Source organism: Paraburkholderia sp. RAU2J (assembly GCF_003634845.1).
GTDB lineage: Bacteria > Pseudomonadota > Gammaproteobacteria > Burkholderiales > Burkholderiaceae > Paraburkholderia > Paraburkholderia fynbosensis.
The window spans coordinates 2,772,329-2,788,973 of the sequence record NZ_RBXG01000001.1 but is presented as its reverse complement, the minus strand read 5'-3'; the positions used below and the strand labels follow the sequence as shown (position 1 = coordinate 2,788,973).

General features: G+C 64.7%; 13 protein-coding genes. 7 read left to right on the top strand and 6 right to left on the bottom strand.

Going from position 1 to position 16,645, the window contains the following annotated elements; genetic code table 11:
- Positions 1-5: 5 nt before the first annotated feature.
- Positions 6-803: a UDP-2,3-diacylglucosamine diphosphatase gene (locus B0G69_RS12735; protein WP_121317436.1), complete on the top strand. Its 798-nt coding sequence runs from the start codon at positions 6-8 to the stop codon at positions 801-803.
- A gap of 259 nt (positions 804-1,062) precedes the next feature.
- Here B0G69_RS12735 and cysE read toward each other — a convergent pair whose 3' ends face one another.
- Together cysE and B0G69_RS12725 are read right to left on the bottom strand one after the other, a co-directional pair.
- Positions 1,063-1,905 carry a serine O-acetyltransferase gene (cysE, locus tag B0G69_RS12730; protein ID WP_121317434.1) on the bottom strand — a complete coding sequence of 281 codons (843 nt, stop codon included), beginning with the start codon at positions 1,903-1,905 and terminating at the stop codon, positions 1,063-1,065.
- Between the two features lie 187 nt (positions 1,906-2,092).
- Entirely contained in the window at positions 2,093-2,938 is an 846-nt protein-coding gene (locus tag B0G69_RS12725) for an RNA methyltransferase (protein ID WP_121319348.1), read from the bottom strand.
- A 671-nt stretch (positions 2,939-3,609) separates the two neighbouring features.
- On the opposite strand from B0G69_RS12725, the gene B0G69_RS12720 reads away from it, so the two are divergent.
- From B0G69_RS12720 to B0G69_RS12705, 4 genes are all read left to right on the top strand, one after another.
- Positions 3,610-4,413 (top strand): inositol monophosphatase family protein, encoded by an 804-nt coding sequence (locus B0G69_RS12720; protein ID WP_121317432.1) that lies wholly within the window; start codon positions 3,610-3,612, stop codon positions 4,411-4,413.
- A gap of 353 nt (positions 4,414-4,766) precedes the next feature.
- Positions 4,767-6,065, top strand: a complete 1,299-nt coding sequence (gene lplT, locus B0G69_RS12715) for a lysophospholipid transporter LplT (protein ID WP_121317430.1) — start codon at positions 4,767-4,769, stop codon at positions 6,063-6,065.
- A 154-nt stretch (positions 6,066-6,219) separates the two neighbouring features.
- Positions 6,220-8,910 carry a DNA mismatch repair protein MutS gene (gene mutS, locus B0G69_RS12710; protein ID WP_121317428.1) on the top strand — a complete coding sequence of 897 codons (2,691 nt, stop codon included), beginning with the start codon at positions 6,220-6,222 and terminating at the stop codon, positions 8,908-8,910.
- The gene (locus B0G69_RS12705; protein ID WP_121317425.1) at positions 8,897-10,282 is read left to right on the top strand and encodes a metallophosphoesterase; all 1,386 of its coding nucleotides are present in this window, start codon (positions 8,897-8,899) and stop codon (positions 10,280-10,282) included. The genes mutS and B0G69_RS12705 overlap by 14 nt, the downstream gene beginning before the upstream one ends.
- Here the strand turns inward: B0G69_RS12705 and B0G69_RS12700 are convergent.
- Entirely contained in the window at positions 10,262-10,801 is a 540-nt protein-coding gene (locus B0G69_RS12700) for a peptidylprolyl isomerase (protein WP_121317423.1), read from the bottom strand. The genes B0G69_RS12705 and B0G69_RS12700 overlap by 21 nt on opposite strands.
- A gap of 32 nt (positions 10,802-10,833) precedes the next feature.
- Between B0G69_RS12700 and B0G69_RS12695 the strand changes: the two genes are divergently transcribed.
- Together B0G69_RS12695 and B0G69_RS41790 are read left to right on the top strand one after the other, a co-directional pair.
- On the top strand, positions 10,834-12,084 hold the full coding sequence (locus tag B0G69_RS12695; RefSeq protein ID WP_121317421.1) for a cupin domain-containing protein: 1,251 nt from the start codon (positions 10,834-10,836) through the stop codon (positions 12,082-12,084).
- 235 nt (positions 12,085-12,319) lie between these two features.
- Positions 12,320-12,583, top strand: coding sequence for a hypothetical protein (locus B0G69_RS41790; protein WP_168669870.1), 264 nt, complete (start codon positions 12,320-12,322; stop codon positions 12,581-12,583).
- Positions 12,584-12,733: 150 nt separating this feature from the next.
- On the opposite strand, the gene B0G69_RS12680 is transcribed toward B0G69_RS41790, so the two are convergent.
- From B0G69_RS12680 to B0G69_RS12670, 3 genes are all read right to left on the bottom strand, one after another.
- Complete coding sequence (locus tag B0G69_RS12680) at positions 12,734-15,004, bottom strand: ATP-dependent DNA helicase (protein ID WP_121317417.1); 2,271 nt, start codon at positions 15,002-15,004, stop codon at positions 12,734-12,736.
- 63 nt (positions 15,005-15,067) lie between these two features.
- On the bottom strand, positions 15,068-15,286 hold the full coding sequence (locus B0G69_RS12675; RefSeq protein WP_042322843.1) for a DUF465 domain-containing protein: 219 nt from the start codon (positions 15,284-15,286) through the stop codon (positions 15,068-15,070).
- 134 nt (positions 15,287-15,420) lie between these two features.
- Positions 15,421-16,332: a hypothetical protein gene (locus B0G69_RS12670; RefSeq protein WP_121319346.1), complete on the bottom strand. Its 912-nt coding sequence runs from the start codon at positions 16,330-16,332 to the stop codon at positions 15,421-15,423.
- Positions 16,333-16,645 lie beyond the last annotated feature (313 nt).

Here is a 16,645-nt window from a genome sequence, read left to right as displayed (position 1 = left end):
CTTCAATGCTGCAAGAGACGCCGCTGCGAAGCGTCGCCGCGGGCGTGCCTGGCGAGGGCCAACACCCGCGCGCCGCACGCCCGTTTTTTCTCCTCTCCGACATTCATTTGAGCGAGGCGATCCCGCATACGGTCGCCGCGTTCGAACATTTCATTCGCGTCACCGCCGAGCAGGCGGACTCGGTGTTCATACTCGGCGATCTATTCGAGTACTGGGTCGGCGACGACATGCTGGTCGAGCCGTTCGTCGCACGTATTGCGGCGCTGCTGCACACGCTGTCGGAGCGCGGCATCGCGCTCTACATCATGCACGGCAATCGCGATTTTCTGCTCGGCAAGCGCTTCATGAAAGCGGCCGGCGCGATCTGGCTGCCCGATCCGTTCGTGATCACGGCGTTCGGTATCCGTGTCGCGCTCGCGCATGGCGACGGTCTGTGCACCGCGGATCATGGCTACCAGATGTTCCGGCGTTTCGCGCGCAACCGTTTCGCGCAGATGCTGTTTCTGGCGTCGCCGTTTCGCTGGCGTCAGAAGCTCGCCGAAAACATGCGCGCGAAGAGCGAGCATGGCCGCATGCGGCCGGTCTCGTTGAAGTATGACGTGACGCCGAAGGCCGTTGCCGCGTTGTTCGAGGCGTCGAAAACGGCGACGATCATCCATGGGCACACGCATCTGCCCGCGCGGCATCGCGAGCCGGGCGGCACGCGCTGGGTTCTGCCGGATTGGGATCTCGACCATGGCGCACACCGCGGCGGGTACCTGCGGCTCGATGCGGATGGGATTCGGGCGTTGCCGTTGGGCTGAGGCTGCTTGAGTGAGTTGCCTGACTTCTGGCCGGTTTGATTCGGGCCCCCTGTCCTGCCGACCTACCTGAAGCCGACTTATGACTTACTTTACGCTGCCCCGCCTGGCGACACGCTGATCCGGAATGGCTCGCTAGCGATCGACTCGCTTGAAATCGGCTTGCCGGCGTTGCTGCCTGCGCGAAGGCCCGCCGTCTGAAACCACCCCGCGGGAAAGCTCCTGCGCCGGCCACCCTTCACGACGGCCGGCCCGTTGGCGATTACCGCTGCGCCACCGCCCCTTCCTCTTTCCCCGCAATCGCCGCCGACAGGCGCCGCAAATCGAGCAACGCCGCGTCCGCGCCTTGCAAGCCTTGCAGACCTTCGAGGCTCGTGCCCAGGCGCTCCAGCGCATCGACGATCTCGTCGATACGCTTCGATTGCGTGGCGGCATGATCGATCAGACCGTGAATCGCCAGCGACACGGGATCGTCCGCGTTCGGCGTGATGCCGTATGCGCAGAATGCGCTGCGTTCGCTCGTTCGCTTCGCATCGCGCGCGGCGTCGTTGCCATCCGCGTTGGCGGTGCTCGCCGCCGTGGCTGCTGACGCCGGCACGATAATCCGCGCCGGATTGCCCACCGCCGTGCCGCGCGCGGGCACCGGTTTAGTCACCACCGCGTTCGAGCCGATCTTCGCGTCCGCGCCGATCGTGAAGCCGCCGAGCACCTTCGCGCCCGCGCCGACGATCACCCCGCGCTCGAGCGTCGGATGCCGTTTCGCGCCGCGCGTGAGCGATGTGCCGCCAAGTGTCACGCCCTGATAGATCGTGCAGTCGTCGCCGATCTGCGCGGTTTCGCCGATCACCACGCCCATGCCGTGATCGATAAACACGCGCCGCCCGAGCGTCGCACCCGGATGGATCTCGATGCCGGTCATGAAGCGCGCCATCTGCGAGAGGAGACGCGCGAGCCAGCGGCGCTTCGCCTGCCAGCACGCATGCGCGAGCCGGTGCAGCACGAGCGCGTGCAGGCCCGGATAACACGTGAGCACTTCCCATGCGCTGCGGGCGGCGGGGTCGCGCTCGCGGATCGTGGCGATGTCTTCGCGAAGTCTCGTGAACATGGCAGGGACAATGTGTTGTGGGAGAAGGACCGTCCGCGCACTGCGACGCTGCTGCGCCGCGCATGACGGCGATGCGGCCGCTTAGCACGGCTGCAGATTTACTTAGAACGTTGCAGGGATTGTAGGTCGATTGCGAGAAACCTGCCGGAAGTCCACGCTGCCGGCAAGGTCGTCGGACGAATACGGCTCAGGGCGCGTCGCCGTCGTCTCGCTTCGTCTTCAGCAGAATATGCTTGGCGATGCCGCGCACGATGTTCACTTCCTCGCGCTCCAGCCCGGAGCGCGCGAAGAGTCGCCGCAAGCGGGACATCAGTTTCTTCGGATTGGCCGGATCGAGGAAGTCGAGGGCGACCAGCGCGCTCTCGAGATGCGTGAACATGCTTTCGATTTCGTCACTCGCCGCGCGCGGGCCGGCCGATTCGCCCTGCGTCGCCTGCCCCACGCTCGCCTGAGCGGTGACCAGCGCGCGCGCGGTCGCGTCGTCCTCGGACAGATACTCGGTGCGCAATTCGTACGCGAGCACCTGCACGGCCTGCGCGAGATTCAGCGAACTGTAGGCCGGATTGGCCGGAATATGCGCGAGCGCGCTGCAGCGCTCGACGTCCTCGTTCGACAGACCCGTGCGCTCGTTGCCGAACACCAGCGCGATCTCGCCATGCACCGCCTGCTCATGCGCGACCGCGGCTGCGGCACGTGGTGTCCATTGCGGCGGACCGTATTCGCGCAGCCGCGCGGTCAGCGCGATCGACCAGTGCACGCCCATCAGTGCGTCGGCGAGCGTTGGCACGACGTGCGCGGACGCGAGCACGTCGTCCGCGCCGCTCGCCATCGCGATCGCTTCCGGATCGCTCTGCACGTGCGGCACGCGCGGCGACACCAGCACGAGTCGCGAGAAGCCCATCGTCTTTAGCGCGCGCGCCGCCGCGCCGACGTTGCCGGGATGGCTGGGCTCGACGAGCACGAAGCGTGTCGAGGTGAAGCCGCCGCGCAGGTCGGCCACGGCGGGATCGGAGGAATGGGGGGTGTGGTCCACGATGGCACTCTGCAAGCTAAAGACGCGTATGGTAGCGCCAACCTCGGGCGGGCTCCGAATTGCCGCGATGCGGGCTTAGCGAATTGCGTACCGGAAGGCGGGCGATGTGCGGGCTGTGGCGCTAGTTCGCCGTCACCATGCCGCTATCGGCCGAAGGCGATTTGATCGCCCGCGGTAACGAGGCAACCAGCCGGACGGTCGCCACGTAGAAGCGAAGACGCCATCCGTGACGCACTTCGCGCTCGCCATGCCGCTGCCGGCGAAGCGCAATTTCACCGCGGCATGGCAGCCGGGCAGCCGGTGAGGCACCGCCTCGCAGAAGCGAAGCCTGCGCCAGACGTTTCCCACTCCGTCGCCACGAACCGGCCATGCGGCTGCATCACAGCGCCCCAAAGCACCCCGCTTGCCGCCGAATTCCCCGCCCCCGACGCGAACGCTGCCGCGTCGCCCGGACTCAGGTAAAATACGAGGATTCGCGCCCGGTTTTAGCCCTTCGCTCAACCGGGCGCCTCGTTCTTATTCAATTCGTCTCCGTCGGCGGAATGCGCACCGGTCCTATACCGGGCGGGCGTTCCGTGCTGTTTCCGCGCTCTTCGGGCGCCCAGTCAGCGCAGGTTTAGCGCTCATTTACCGGCCAGCAGCCGTGCTGCCCCGGCACAAGGATCAGTCTCATGCATCCCATGCTCAATATTGCTGTGAAGGCCGCGCGCCGCGCAGCCCAGATCATCAACCGCGCGTCGCTCGACCTCGATCTGATCCAGGTCAGCAAGAAGCAGCACAACGATTTCGTCACGGAGGTCGACAAAGCGTCTGAAGCGGCGATCATCGACACGCTGAAGACCGCCTACCCCGATCACGCGATCCTGGCCGAAGAATCCGGCAAGTCGGATAACGAATCCGAGTACCAGTGGATCATCGATCCACTCGACGGCACCACCAACTTCATCCACGGTTTTCCGTACTACTGCGTGTCGATCGCGCTCGCGCACAAGGGCATCGTGACGCAGGCCGTGGTCTACGACCCGACCCGCAATGATCTGTACACCGCATCGCGCGGCCGTGGCGCGTTCCTGAACGACCGCCGCATCCGCGTGGCCAAGCGCGACCGTCTCGCCGACGGGCTGATCGGCACCGGCTTCCCGTTCCGCGAAAAGGACGGCATCGAAGCGTACGGCCGCCAGTTCGCTGAAATGACCGAAGCCTGCGCGGGCTTGCGCCGTCCGGGCGCCGCCGCGCTCGATCTGGCGAACGTCGCCGCGGGCCGCATGGATGGCTTCTTCGAACAGGGCCTCAGTGCGTGGGACGTCGCTGCGGGCAGCCTGCTGATCACGGAAGCCGGCGGTCTGGTCGGCAACTACACGGGCGACTCGGACTTCCTGCACGTCGGCGAAATCGTCGCGGGCAACCCGAAGATCTATGCGCAGATGATTCCGGTCCTGTCGCGTTACAGCCGCACGCGCGAGCAGTCGGCGTAAGGCCGGTTGTCGTGGGCGGGGCCGGCCTGAGTCGACATTGATTCAAGCTCCTCGGGCCTTCATCAAACTGGCATCCGGGCCGGCCCTGCGGCGGCAGGTTGAACAAAAAAAGCGGCTTCGGCCGCTTTTTTGTTGGCGGCTCTGCATCGCATGAGCGTTCGTGCTACAAAGCGGGATGCCGCGCCGGCGTGCTGCTTCGTCCGGCCACGTGTCGCATGTATCGCGCGTTTTTTCGCTGCGCCCGCTTCGCGCCGCGCTTTTCAGCCCGAATTTGAGCCCGAATTTGAGCCCCCTCGCTAGCCCGCTTGTTGCTCTGCGTTTCATCAACAAGCGCGCGGCCTCCACTCCGCTTCATGAAAAAAGGCTTCTACACAATCATCGCGGCGCAGTTCATTTCGTCGCTCGCGGACAACGCCCTGTTGATCGCCGCCATCGCGCTGCTCTCCGTGATCCGTTCGGCCGCCTGGGTCACCCCGCTTCTACAGATCTTCTTCACCGTCTCGTACGTGCTGCTCGCACCGTTCGTGGGCGCATTCGCCGACTCGCTGCAAAAGCGCCACGTGATGTTCATCTCGAATGCGCTGAAGGCGAGCGGCTGTCTGATGATGATCGCAGGCGTTCATCCGATGATCGCCTACGGCGTGGTCGGCTTCGGCGCGGCCGCGTATTCGCCCGCCAAATACGGCATCCTCACCGAACTGCTGCCGGCGGAAAAACTCGTCAAGGCGAACGCGTGGCTCGAATCGGCGACGGTCCTGTCGACCATCGTCGGCACCATGGTGGGCGGCGCGCTGATCAGCACCGTCGCCGACAGATTCGTCGCGCATGCGCACCTGCCGCTGATCCGCTCCGCCGCCGATCTTGCGATGTTCGCGGTGATGATCACCTACGCGATCGCCGCCGCGATCAACATGTTCATTCCCGATACCGGCGCACGTTATCCGAACCGTCTGTCAGAACCCACGAAGCTGGTCGCTGATTTCTATCACTGCTTCAACGTGCTGTGGGCCGACAAGCTCGCGCAGATCGCGCTATGGGTCACCACTCTGATGTGGGGCGGCGCGGTGACGCTGCAATTGCTGGTGCTCAAATGGGCCAATGTGAACCTCGGGCTATCACTGTCGAAGGCGGCGGTAATGCAAGGCGTGACGGGGCTCGGCATCGCGGTCGGCGCGGCCGCGGCGGCCGCGCTGATTCCGTTGCGCAAGTCGCTGCGGGTGCTACCGGTCGGCATTCTGACCGGCGCGGTGGCGATCGCGATGGCCTTCTACAACAAGGACCTGTTTCCGGCGGGCGCGGGCATCCGGATCGGCTCCTACGTCGCGCCGTTCTATATCCTGCTCGCGTATCCGCTGATGATCCTGCTCGGCGCGCTCTCGGGCTTTTTCATCGTGCCGATGAACGCGATTCTTCAGCATCGCGGCGCGACGCTGCTGTCCGCGGGCCATTCGATCGCCGTGCAGAATTTCAACCAGAACCTCGCCGTGCTGCTGATGCTCGGCGCCTATGCGCTGCTGCTCACCGCGAAGATGCCGGCGCAATGGATCATCGTCGTGTTCGGCAGTTTCATCACGTTCATGATGTGGCTCGCCAAACGGCGCAGCGCAGTGAACGAGCGCACGGTGGACCTGCGGGCGATGGCCGGGGAATGACGCCATAGCGGCTTGCGCGCATTCGAGCGCGCGCAGGCCGCTGCACCGCGCGCGAGCGAACCACCGCGCGGATTGGCCATCCGGCCAGGGTCCGCTCGCCGCGCCGGCAGGTTAAACTCACGCCCTGAACAGCTAACGCAAGAAGACACCGAGGATGGGCATTCAAACCGCAGCGGCCAACGACGTCGCACAACACACGCCGATGATGCAGCAGTATTTGCGCATCAAAGCGGAGCATCCGGGCACGCTCGTGTTCTACCGGATGGGCGACTTCTACGAACTCTTTTTCGAAGACGCGGAAAAAGCCTCGCGTCTGCTCGATCTGACGCTCACGCAACGGGGCGCGTCGGGCGGCAATCCGATCAAGATGGCGGGGGTGCCGCATCACGCGGTCGAGCAATACCTCGCGAAACTCGTGAAGCTCGGCGAATCCGTCGCGATTTGCGAGCAGATCGGCGACCCGGCCACATCGAAAGGCCCGGTCGAGCGCAAGGTGGTGCGCGTGGTCACGCCCGGCACGCTGACCGACGCCGCACTCCTGTCCGACAAGAACGACGTCTATCTGCTCGCCATGTGCGTCGCGCACAACCGGCGCGGCGTCGCGACCAGCGTCGGCCTCGCGTGGCTGAATCTGGCGAGTGGCGCGCTGCGCCTCGCGGAAGTCGCACCCGACCAGGTGGCGGCCGCGCTGGAGCGGATTCGTCCCGCCGAAATTCTGGTCGCCGACACGCCTTCCGATTCCGCAAGCTGGACGCCGCCCGTGAACGCGAGTGCACTGACCCGCGTGCCGGTCTGGCATTTCGATATCGCCTCGGGCACGCAACGCCTGTGCGATCAGCTGGAAGTGGCGGGCCTCGACGGCTTCGGGGCGCATTCGCTAACCTGCGCCTGCGGCGCGGCCGGCGCGCTGCTGCTGTATGCGGCGTCCACGCAGGGACAGCAACTGCGCCACGTGCGCAGTCTGAAGGTCGAGTACGAATCGGAATATATCGGCCTCGATCCCGCCACGCGCCGCAACCTCGAACTCACCGAAACACTGCGCGGCACCGAATCGCCCACGCTGTGTTCGCTGCTCGACACCTGCTGCACCACTATGGGTAGCCGTCTGCTGCGCCACTGGCTGCATCATCCGCCGCGCGAGTCCGCGGTGGCGCAGGCGCGTCAACAGGCGATCGGCGCATTGCTCGACGCGCCGCCGGGCGCCGATGTCGATACGCTGCGCGGCGCGTTGCGGAAAATTTCGGATATCGAACGGATCACGGGCCGGCTCGCCCTGCTGTCGGCGCGGCCGCGCGATCTGTCCAGTCTGCGCGACACCTTCATCGCACTGCCCGAGCTGCGCACGCAACTCGCGGCTGTGTCGTCGAACGCGGATTCGCTCGCGCGCATCGATGCGTCGCTCGAACCGCCGCAAGCCTGCGTCGAACTGCTCACACGTGCGATCGCGCAGGAACCCGCGGCGATGGTGCGCGACGGTGGCGTGATCGCGCGAGGCTACGACGCGGAACTCGACGAACTCCGCGATATTTCGGAGAACTGCGGACAGTTCCTGATCGACCTCGAAACGCGTGAGCGCACGCGTACCGGGATCGGCAATCTGCGCGTCGAATACAACAAGGTGCATGGCTTCTATATCGAAGTCACGCGCGGCCAGACCGACAAGGTGCCCGACGACTATCGCCGCCGTCAGACGCTGAAAAACGCCGAGCGCTACATCACGCCGGAACTGAAGACTTTCGAGGACAAGGCGCTGTCCGCACAGGAGCGCGCACTCGCGCGCGAACGGTCGCTATACGACGCGCTGCTGCAAACGCTGCTGCCCTTCATTCCGGATTGCCAGCGGGTCGCCGCGGCGCTCGCCGAACTCGATCTGCTCGCCGCCTTCGCGGAGCGCGCCCGCGCGCTCGACTGGGTGGCGCCGACGTTCTCGCCGGACACCGGCATCGAGATCGAACAGGGACGGCACCCGGTCGTCGAGGCGCAGGTCGAGCAGTTCATCGCCAACGACTGCACGCTCACGCCCGAGCGCAAACTGCTGCTGATCACCGGCCCGAACATGGGCGGTAAATCGACCTTCATGCGCCAGACCGCGCTGATCGCCCTGCTCGCGTACGTGGGCAGCTATGTGCCGGCGCGGCGCGCGGCGTTCGGGCCGATCGACCGCATCTTCACGCGCATTGGCGCAGCCGACGACCTGGCCGGCGGCCGCTCGACCTTCATGGTCGAGATGACCGAAGCCGCCGCGATCCTGAACGACGCCACGCCGCAAAGTCTCGTGCTGATGGATGAAATCGGCCGTGGCACGTCGACATTCGACGGGCTCGCGCTGGCGTGGGCCATCGCGCGGCATCTGCTCGCGCATAATGGCTGCCATACGCTATTCGCTACGCACTACTTCGAACTGACGCAGTTGCCGGCCGAGTTTGCGCATGCGGCCAACGTGCACCTGTCGGCGGTCGAACATGGGCACGGCATTGTGTTCCTGCACGCGGTCAGCGAAGGTCCGGCCAATCAGAGCTACGGTCTGCAGGTCGCGCAGCTCGCGGGCGTGCCGAACGCGGTGATTCGCGCGGCGCGCAAGCATCTCGCCCATCTCGAACAGCAGTCGGCGGCGCAGCCCGCGCCGCAACTCGATCTGTTCGCCGCGCCCATGCCGATGCAGGTCGAAGACGCGGACGATGATGAACACGACGCCGGGTCCGCGCAGGCGCCTGCATCGCCCGCGATGCAGGCGCTCGTCGAACGTTTGCGCGGCATCGATCCCAACGATCTGCGCCCGCGCGAAGCACTCGATCTGCTGTACGAGCTCCACGAACTGGCCGCCGCGCCGGATGCGGATCATTGACGCACACAGGCCCTCGCAGCACCCGCGCGGAATTCGCGCGGCGTTGACTTTCGCTTTCGCGTTGATCGGCGCACTCGCGGGTTGTCTGTCTCTCGCGGGACTCTTCGCATTCGCCGCGCCCGCCTACGCCGCGGCGCCGCGCTTCACCTTCGCGGTCATCGCCGACACGATGCACGGCCCCACCGACGAACCCGCCACGCAACGGCTGATCGAGGCGATCAACCGCGAGCGCGACGTGTCGTTCATCGTCTACAACGGCAATCTGAAGGGGCCGAAAGAAGCCTGTCGCGATGCGCTCTACGAGCGCCGTCACACGCTGCTCGAAACTTCGCGCATCCCTCTCTTCTTCATTCCGGGCCAGCATGACTGGGTCGATTGCGGCACGGCCGAGGCCGGCGGTTTCGATCCGGTCGAACGGCTCGACCTGCTGCGTCAGACCTTGTTCGCCGACGCCACGTCGATGGGCCAGAGCCCTATCGCGTTGACGCGGGAAAGCGAAGTCTCGCGCTTTCGGCCGTTTCGCGAAAACGTGCGCTGGTTATCCAACGACACACCGGGCGACAAAGATGACATCGTGTTCGTCGGCCTGAATGCGCCGAGCCCGAACAATCACTATCTGACCGCGGGCGGCCGCAACGGTGAATTCGAAGACCGGGTGATCGCCAACGCCTTCTGGCTCGAACACGCCGGCGAATACGCGAAACGCCGCGACGCGCGCGCGATCGTCGTATTCCTTCAGGGCGACTTCGATCCGGAGCGTTACGAACGGCCCGACCGTTTCGCGTGGCTGCGCTTTGCGCACAGCCCTCGCCGCGACGGCTTCCTGGAATTCAAACGCAGCCTCGTCAGGCTCGCCCAGATTTTCCACGGCCCCATACTGGTGATACACGAGGACGACGAACGCGCCAACGGCGGCTTCGTGATCGATCAGCCACTACGCAACGACAAAGGGATGCTGGTGACGAATCTCACGCGAGTCGCGCTTGCGCCGCATGATCGTCTTAACCAGTGGATTCAGATTGAAGCGGAACCGGGCACAAAAACGCCGTTCCGTGTGAGAGTGCGCGATGTGCCGAAGCAGATGCCAATGCCCACGACGCAACCGGCGTGGTCACGCGAGGAACCGGCTGCTTCGATGCCGGCGGTACCGGCACTGGGACCGGCATCAGAATTACCGCCGCTACTGCAGGCTCCCGGCGAGCCGCAACCGGATCAAGTGCCGCGCCTGCCGGCCGATCAGGGCGGCGGCGGATATGGCCCGGCAATGTCGGCGCCGCCCGCCCCGGCCTCCGCACCGCACACGCCCGGCGCCGCATCAGGCTCGAGCGTGCCCGGCGGCGTGCCGGCAAGTTCAGTGCAGAGTGGGCCCTGATTTGTCTTCGTCTTCCTCGTCGTCTTCGTCGAGGATTTCGAGGCCGTCAGCGCCATGCGCGTGCTCGTGCTGGATTTCGTCTTCGGTGGCCGGGCGCACGTCTTTCACGGTCAGCGCGAAACGCAGCGCCATGCCCGCGAGCGGATGGTTGCCGTCGAGCACGACCTTGTCTTCCGCGACTTCGGTTACCACGTAGACGAGCGAGTCGAGATCTTCGTCGCCTTCTTCCGGCGTGCCTTCGAATTGCATGCCGACTTCGAGCGGTTCCGGGAAGCGATCGCGCGGCTCGATCTTCACGAGATCGGCATCGTACTCGCCGAACGCGTCTTGCGGCTCGAGCTGGATCTGAGTCTCGAAGCCGGCCTCGTGGCCGTCGAGCTCTTCCTCGATCTTGGGGAACGTGCCATCATAGCCGCCGTGCAGATAGACCATCGGCTCGTCGCTTTCTTCAATCAGATTGCCCTGCGCATCCGATAGCTTGTAAGCGACCGACACGACGGTGTTCTTTGCGATTTTCATTCGATTCTCCAGAATACAAGTCACATTATACGATGCCTAAGCGGCCCACAGACCACCCGGCCGATGCAGCTTCGGCACGGAATTCGTCGCCGGCTTCAAAGCCGGCGCTCCCCGTTCTTCCGCCCTCGCCCGACACGCCCACTGCCTTGCTCGGCAATTTGAGTCCTTCGCAATTCATGCGCCGGTACTGGCAAAAAAAGCCGTTGCTGATTCGCCAGGCGATTCCGAACGTGGAAGCGCCGCTCTCACGCGACGAATTCTTCGAGCTGGCCGATCAGGACGAAGTCGAAGCGCGCCTGATCACCCACTTCCGCAACAAATGGCAACTCGAGCACGGGCCGTTCGCGCCCGATGAACTGCCCTCGGTAAAGCAGCGCGCCTGGACGCTGCTCGTGCAGGGCGTGGATCTCTACGACGATCGCGCGCGCGCGTTGCTCGACCGCTTCCGCTTCGTGCCGGACGCGCGCCTCGACGATCTGATGATCTCGTACGCAACCGATGGCGGCGGCGTAGGCCCCCACTTCGATTCCTACGATGTGTTTCTTTTGCAAGTAAAAGGCAAGCGCCGCTGGCGCATCAGCTCACAGAAAGATCTGACCTTGCAAGCCGGCCTGCCTTTGAAAGTTTTACAGAATTTCCAGGCGGAAGAGGAATGGCTGCTCGAGCCCGGCGACATGCTGTATTTGCCGCCGCACATCGCGCATGACGGCATTGCGCAAGGCGAATGCATGACCTGCTCGATCGGCTTTCGCGCCCCTGCCGCGAGCGAGTTGACCGCGCAGTTCCTCTACCATCTGGCCGAGCGCGGCGAATCGGCGGGCAAGACTGGCGCGCTTTACCGCGATCCGCAGCAGCCCGCCGTCGACCGCCCTGCGGAGTTGCCGGCGGCGCTGGTAGAGAGGGTTGGCGCGATCCTTGCTGGTATCAAATGGAAAGAGCAGGATATTGCGTCGTTCCTTGGCACCTATCTCAGCGAACCGAAGCCGAGTGTCGTGTTTGATCCGCCGCAAAGGCCGCTCAACGAAGCCCGTTTTATCAGTCAAGCGGCGAAGTCCGGCCTGCGGCTCGACCGCAAGACCAATCTGTTGTACAACCGCCGTTTTTTCTTCGTAAATGGAGAAGAAACGTCATTTGATGGCGCAAAAAAATGGCTGTTTGATCTCGCTGATCACCGGTGTTTGAGTGCGAAACGCTTTGTAACACTCTCACACGATTCGTCGGTGACAGCACTGCTGCACGAGTGGTATTGTGCGGGCTGGATACAAGTGGGCGAGCTTGTGTGACTCTGCCCGCCTGCTATATACCGTACTGTTGAAATTTTGTATGAGAAAGACAACGTATTGACCCCGGATTTATCGACTGTCAGTACGAAAGTGCATATAATTTCCGCCCAAGCCGTAGGGAAGATTCCAGCTCGTCGAAAGAGCGTCTCCACCAGCGGCCCAGGTCGGTGTTGGAGCACATTACCGGTTTTATTTTGCGCTGTTGCTTACCTTTAAACCATAAAAGGACGTGATCATGAAGAAATCCCTCCTCGTAGCATCCCTGTTGGCAGCTGTGGCACTGGCTGCATGCAACAAGAGCAACGATCAGGCCGCTGCCCCCGCTAGCGACGCTGCTGCTGCTTCGGCACCGGCTGCTGCTGCAGCTTCGGATTCGGCTGCTGCTGCGAGCGACGCTGCTGCTTCGGCTACGGCTGCTGCTTCGGATGCAGGCGCTGCTGCTTCGGACGCAGGCGCTGCTGCTTCGGCTGCTGCTCCGGCTTCGGCTGCAAGCAACTAAGCTGTAGCTCAGGGCTCGCCTTCGGGCGAAAACCGCACCGCGAAGTCTTTCCGATTTCGCGGGTGGTAAAGCAAAACGCCACGGATTCACATCCGTGGCGTTTTGCCATTCAAGCGCCGTTTTTCAACGGCGGTTCGACACACGTCCGCCCTATTGAACCCGCGTCGAATTCTCTTCGAAGAACTCGCGCACCACCCCGATCTCGCGTGTGCGCTTGAACGGCGGCAGGCTTTGCCAGATACGACGTCCATACGGTTTGTCGACGAGGCGCGTGTCGCAGATCATCAGCACGCCGCGATCGGTCTCCGCACGAATCAAACGGCCCGCACCCTGCTTCAGCGTGATCACGGCCTGCGGCAACTGATGCACGGCAAACGGGCTCAAGCCTTTCTTCGTCAACGCATCGAGCCGCGCCGACAGCACCGGATCGTCGGGCGGCGCAAACGGCAGCTTGTCGATCACCACCAGCGACAGCGCGTCACCCCGCACGTCCACCCCTTCCCAGAAGCTCTGGCTACCGACCAGAATCGCATTGCCGTACGAGCGAAAGCGGTCGAGCAACTCGGTGCGGCTCGCATCGCCCTGCACGAGCAACGGATAGTTCCAGCCCCGCGCTTCGATCGTATCGCGCAACTTCGCCGAGATGCGATCCACCGCGCGCAGCGTTGTGCACAGCATGAAGACGCCGCCGCCCGAGGCTTCGATCGCGGGCAACGCGGCGTCGAACACGGCGTCGGTAAACATCGGCGAGGAAGGCTGCGGCAAGTTGCGCGGCACGTACAGGAGGCCCTGCGTCGGATAGTCGAAGGGACTGGGCAGCGTCATCGAGCGCTTGGCGTTCAGACCCATCTGTGCAGCGTAGTGCGTGAAGTCGCCGCGCACCGACAACGTCGCCGACGTGAAGATCCACGCGCGCGGCACGCCGGCGCGCTGCTTCGCGAAGATCGGCGCGACCGACAGCGGCGTCTCGTGCAACTGCACGGTATGGGAGAAGACTTCAATCCAGCGCACCTTTTCGTTCGGGTCGGCGCGCTCGGCATTGCCGTCGTTCGAGGTGGCCTGCTGTGCGTCGGCGGCATTGCGTTCGGTCGCGGTGGGCGGCGTCGTCCAGCCGGCCAGCACGCCCTGCAATTCGCGCGCGCGACGCAGGCACGCGCCGATCGACTCGGCGCGCTCGGCCTGCCCCGCCAACGCGGTGGCCAAGGCGTCGAGTTCGGTTTCGAGCGTTTCGAGCGCGGGGAACAGCGGATGATCGTCGGGCAACTGGCCGATCGACAAACGCACCGAGTCTTCCTTGAACGCGAGCCGCACATCGCGCGCCGCGCGCTCGAGCGTCGCGCCGAGCTTGACCCAATCGACCGTTTCGCGCGCATGACCCAGACCTTCGGCGACGGAATCGCGTGCGAGCTCGAGAAACTGCGTGGTCGACAGCGTCTCGCCGAAGAACAACGTCGCGGTCTCGGGCAGTTGATGCGCTTCGTCGAAGATGACGGTGTTCGCGGTGGGCAGCAGTTCCGCCATGCCCGTGTCGCGCAACATGATGTCGGCGAAAAACAGGTGATGGTTGACCACCACGATATCGGCCTGCTGCGCTTCGCGGCGCGCTTGCATCACGAAGCAGTCCTTGTAATGCGGACACTCCTGGCCGAGACAGTTTTCGCGCGTCGACGTGACCATCGACCACACCGCCGCCGTTTCCGGCACGCTCGCGAGTTCAGCCTTGTCGCCGGTGCGCGTGATCTTCGCGAAGCGCACGATGTCCTGCAGATACGAGGTTTCCTGGCGCGACGGCAAACGGCCGTTGTCCGCGGTGCGCTGCAGATAGTAGTGGCACAGGTAATTGGCGCGCCCCTTGAGCATCGCGACCGACACCGGCACCGCGAGCGCGTCGCGCACGGTCGGAATGTCGCGCTGGAAGAGCTGGTCCTGCAAGTGCTTGGTGCCGGTGGAGACGATCACCTTGCCGCCCCACAGCATGGCCGGCACGAGGTACGCATAGGTCTTGCCGGTACCCGTGCCCGCTTCGACGATCAGCGTGTTTTCACTGCCGTCGAGTCCGCTCGATCCGCTGTTTTCAGCGGCGTCGGCCGCGGCCTCGGCGTCGGCCGCACCGGCCGTTTGCAGACGCCGTGCGGGACGCTTCTGCGCCTCGAACATCGCGGGCTCGGGCATCGCGCGGCCCGACGCTTCCATCGCTGCGGCGACCGCGCGTGACATTTCGATCTGCGAGGCCCGCGAGCGATAGCCGTCGATCTGCCGGGCCAGCAGGCCGTCATCGGCGAAGATCTGATCCAGTTCGGCGACGCGCCGCGGGTTCAACGACGCGCTCAGCGCGGACGCGGCAGGACGCGGCGCCGGCGTGCCGGTGGCTGCGTCATCGCCCGACGTGCGCCGGGATGAAGTTTCAAGCGGTGAATTCAAGGCAAGCATTCCTGCAAAGTCCGGCTCGCGCGGCGCGCGCCCGGCGCCTGCCAGGCCGCGAACTCAGGCGCGTGCGTCCGGTTCGAGCTGCAATTGCAGCAAGATGATGGTGTCCTTGACTTTGAGTTTGCGCTTTTTCAGGCGCTGCAACTCGAAGTCGTCGATGCCGGGCTCATCCGACATTCGGTCGATCAACCGATCGAGCCCACTGTGCTCCGATTCCAGTTGCAGAATCCGGTCGCGAAGTGTGTCCGCGTTGATGACGTGGTGATGATCGCGCATGCTCGCCTCCTCCCGTCTGCGGCGCGGGCTGCGCGCGCAGACCGACGCCTGAGGTTGCTGTCCGGCTCAAAACGCGTTACGGCGACTGCGACTACAGTCCTGGCCAGAACCCGCCAGGACCCACTACAGCACATTTACTGTTGCTGCTGTTGCTGTTTTTGCTGCTCTTCGAGTTGCTGCTGCTTCAACTGGTCTTGCCGCTTCTGCTCGGCCTTCTCGGCCGCCTGCTTCTGACGCGCTTGCACATCGGCCTTGTGCTGGGCGGCCTCGGCCTGCTTCTTCTCGAAGCTCTGCTGCTTCTCAACGCGCTCCTGCGCCTTCTGCGCGCCCTGCTGACGCGCTTGCTCGAGCTTGCGCTGGTAGTCGGACTGCTTCTGATCGTAGGCCTGCTGATTGGCCGCCGCCTGCGACGGGCTGATGCCGCGCTGCGCCTGATCGATCGCATGCTGGCGCTGCTTGTCCTCGTAGGCCTGCGCGTTGGCCGCGCGTTGCGGCGCTTCGGCGCCACGTTGTGCCTGATCGATCGCGTGCTGACGCTGCTTGTCCTGGTAAGCCTGTTCGTTGCGCGCATCTTCGGCGGCACGCTGCGGCGCATCCGCTTCGTTACGGGCGCGGCGCAGCGCGGCGCGTTCGTCACGCGCACGCGCGCGTTGCGCGCGCTGCTCGCCGTCGAGCGCGAGCTGCTCCTTGCGAATCTCCGCCTGCACCGCACGCATGCTGTCGCGCGCCCGGTTCAGGCAGTGATTGACGAAGAACCGGCTATAGCAGTTGTGCTGCGCGACGCCGTAGGTGTAGTTGTTCTCGTCGCTGCGCTGATCCAGCGCGCGTTGCCGCGCTTCGAACGAGTTGTCCGGCGCGGCCGCGTCGCTCGCGTTATCGGCACTTGCCGCGCTATCGGTGTCCGCGTCGCCGGTCGGCTCCTGGTCCTGCACGGTTGTGGCTGCTGCCGGCGCTTCAGTTCCGGCGGACACCGCCGGGCTGTGGCCCGCCGACGCCGGCGTTTGCGCCGCGACCGGGGTTGCGGACACGGCCAGCGCGGCCGCCATCACACACGATGCACACGACACGGCGCACAGCCGCTGCGCGATGACGGTGGACCCGAAGGTGGCCCCAAACGTGGACCCAAGCGCGGAACGCGCCACCGACACCAGCGAGGCGAGCGACAAACGCAGCAAAAACAGCGGCGATTCTGGCAATACCGGCGACAAACCCGGTGACAGGCGAGAGACCAAGCGGGAGCCCAGGCGGTTGAGGGACAAGGAGATTGGCAACGTCGTAGAGGGTCAGCGGAACATGCCCGAAATTCTATCACCCTGCGGTTGAGCCCTTTGGCATTTATGGCAAAATGCCCCGCTCCAG

Excerpts from the sequence above, each read along its gene's own strand:
- B0G69_RS12735 (WP_121317436.1), top strand. The coding sequence starts at position 6 with ATGCTGCAAGAGACGCCGCTGCGAAGCGTCGCCGCGGGCGTGCCTGGC.
- cysE (WP_121317434.1), bottom strand. The coding sequence starts at position 1,905 with ATGTTCACGAGACTTCGCGAAGACATCGCCACGATCCGCGAGCGCGAC.
- B0G69_RS12720 (WP_121317432.1), top strand. The coding sequence starts at position 3,610 with ATGCATCCCATGCTCAATATTGCTGTGAAGGCCGCGCGCCGCGCAGCC.
- lplT (WP_121317430.1), top strand. The coding sequence starts at position 4,767 with ATGAAAAAAGGCTTCTACACAATCATCGCGGCGCAGTTCATTTCGTCG.
- mutS (WP_121317428.1), top strand. The coding sequence starts at position 6,220 with ATGGGCATTCAAACCGCAGCGGCCAACGACGTCGCACAACACACGCCG.
- B0G69_RS12705 (WP_121317425.1), top strand. The coding sequence starts at position 8,897 with ATGCGGATCATTGACGCACACAGGCCCTCGCAGCACCCGCGCGGAATT.
- B0G69_RS12700 (WP_121317423.1), bottom strand. The coding sequence starts at position 10,801 with ATGAAAATCGCAAAGAACACCGTCGTGTCGGTCGCTTACAAGCTATCG.
- B0G69_RS12695 (WP_121317421.1), top strand. The coding sequence starts at position 10,834 with ATGCCTAAGCGGCCCACAGACCACCCGGCCGATGCAGCTTCGGCACGG.
- B0G69_RS41790 (WP_168669870.1), top strand. The coding sequence starts at position 12,320 with ATGAAGAAATCCCTCCTCGTAGCATCCCTGTTGGCAGCTGTGGCACTG.
- B0G69_RS12675 (WP_042322843.1), bottom strand. The coding sequence starts at position 15,286 with ATGCGCGATCATCACCACGTCATCAACGCGGACACACTTCGCGACCGG.
- B0G69_RS12670 (WP_121319346.1), bottom strand. The coding sequence starts at position 16,332 with ATGGCGGCCGCGCTGGCCGTGTCCGCAACCCCGGTCGCGGCGCAAACG.